2 protein-coding genes and 1 pseudogene are annotated in these 1,579 nt (G+C 71.8%); all 3 read right to left on the reverse strand.

What is annotated here, in order from left to right; all coding sequences use genetic code 11:
* A pseudogene (locus tag AQJ91_RS53045) lies at positions 1-163 on the reverse strand (alcohol dehydrogenase catalytic domain-containing protein); the annotation flags it as partial.
* Entirely contained in the window at positions 160-597 is a 438-nt protein-coding gene (locus AQJ91_RS43025) for an RbsD/FucU domain-containing protein (RefSeq protein ID WP_067033906.1), read from the reverse strand. The gene AQJ91_RS43025 and the pseudogene AQJ91_RS53045, both read right to left, overlap by 4 nt.
* A 17-nt stretch (positions 598-614) precedes the next feature.
* A complete protein-coding gene (locus AQJ91_RS43030; protein ID WP_067033909.1) occupies positions 615-1,490 on the reverse strand; it encodes an amidohydrolase family protein in 876 nt (291 codons plus the stop codon).
* Positions 1,491-1,579: the final 89 nt, after the last annotated feature.

The following is a 1,579-nucleotide window of genomic DNA, read 5'->3' on the forward strand; positions in this document are numbered from 1 at the left end:
TGGCGACCCGGGTGTCCATGTCGCCGTGGAAGATGTGCAGGTCGGTGCCGCAGATACCGACGTAGGCGGGGGCGATCTCCACCTGGTCGGGGCCGGGGGGCGGGCTCTCGGCGGTGGCGGTGTCCAGGGTGCGGGCGGCGAGGTAGCGGACTGCGAGTGTCATGGTGTTCTCAGGGTCCCTTCAGCGCGGACGCCGATGGTGAGGAGCAGGTTGGCGTAGGTGCGGATGTCGGCGGTGACGATGGCGAGGGCCAGGTCGGGGGAGCGGGCGGCGTCGTAGAACTCGAAGCGGCCGAACGTCTCGACGGGGATGGGTGCCAGCATGGAGCGGTACTCGGCGATGGCCGGCGGTTCCGGTTCGCCCTCGGGCGGCACCATCACGTGTGCCGACTCGACGGGCAGTGCGCGCAGCAGGACGTCGAGCACGGTGGTGACGTCCAGCAGGCCCGGCGCCAGGTTGAGATGGACGGTCCTGGTTCGCGGGCCGGTGGCCGTACTCGCCGGATAGTGGCCGTCGGCGAGCAGGACCCGGGCTCCGTGCCCGGCGCCCGCCAGGGCTTCGAGGATGCCCGGGTGCAAAAGTTCGGTCAGCAGCATGGAGTGCCCTCCTTCCTTCAGGCGGGGTTGAGGCGGTAGAACGTGGTGGCGGTACCGGCGAGGACCGCCTCGGCCTCGGCGGGGGAGCAGTCGGCCAGGAGTTCCTCGACGCCCGCGGCCCAGCGGTTCCAGCCGCCGGCGAGAACGCAGACCGGCCAGTCCGAGCCGAACATCAGCCGGTCGGGGCCGAAGGCCGCCAGCAGGACGTCCCACACCGGCCGGATGTCGTCGACGGTCCACTTCTCGTGGTCGGCCTCGGTGACCAGACCCGACACCTTGCACCGCACCTGGGGATGCGCGGCCAGCCGTCGCACGCCCCGCTCCCAGTGGTCCAGGTCCTGCCGGGCGATGGGTGGCTTTCCGGCGTGGTCGAGGACCAGGGGAAGGTTGGGGAGGCGTTCGGCCAGGCGGATCGCCTGGGGGAACTGGTGGCTGCGGATGAGCAGGTCGTACCCGAGGCCCCGTTCGCCCACCGCCCGCAGGCCCCGCTCCACCGAAGGCTGTTGCAGCCAGGCGGCATCCGACTCCCCCTGGACGAGGTGACGTACGGCCCGCAGGTGGGTACCGCCGGGCCCGGCGCGCAGTGCATCGAGCACGTCGCCGATCGCCGGGGACGTGAGATCCGCCCAGCCGACGACCGCGCCGATCAGCGGGTCGCTGTCAGCGAGAGCGAGGAACTCGCGTGTCTCGTCGACCGACGTCACGCACTGGACGAGCACTGTGCGTTCCAGCCGCCGTCCTGCCAAGGTCCGTGTCGCGACCGGGCGCAGGTCTGCGGTGGCGAACGTACGGCGGATGGGCTCGTGGCCGGGTTCGTCCAGCCAGGGCTGCGGCCGGATGCCCAAGTCCCACACGTGGTGGTGGGCGTCGACGAGGGCCTGGGCGTCAGACACGGGAGGTCCAGACGGGGCCGTCGGGGTAGGCGTACTCCTTGAGGGACTCGGGGTGGATCTGCGCGCTCAGCCCCGGGAGCGTCGGCGCC

The organism is Streptomyces dysideae (genome assembly GCF_001514305.1).
Lineage (GTDB): Bacteria > Actinomycetota > Actinomycetes > Streptomycetales > Streptomycetaceae > Streptomyces > Streptomyces dysideae.

Bases quoted from the DNA above. Each gene is read 5' to 3' on its own strand.
- AQJ91_RS43025 (WP_067033906.1), bottom strand. From the start codon at position 597: ATGCTGCTGACCGAACTTTTGCACCCGGGCATCCTCGAAGCCCTGGCG.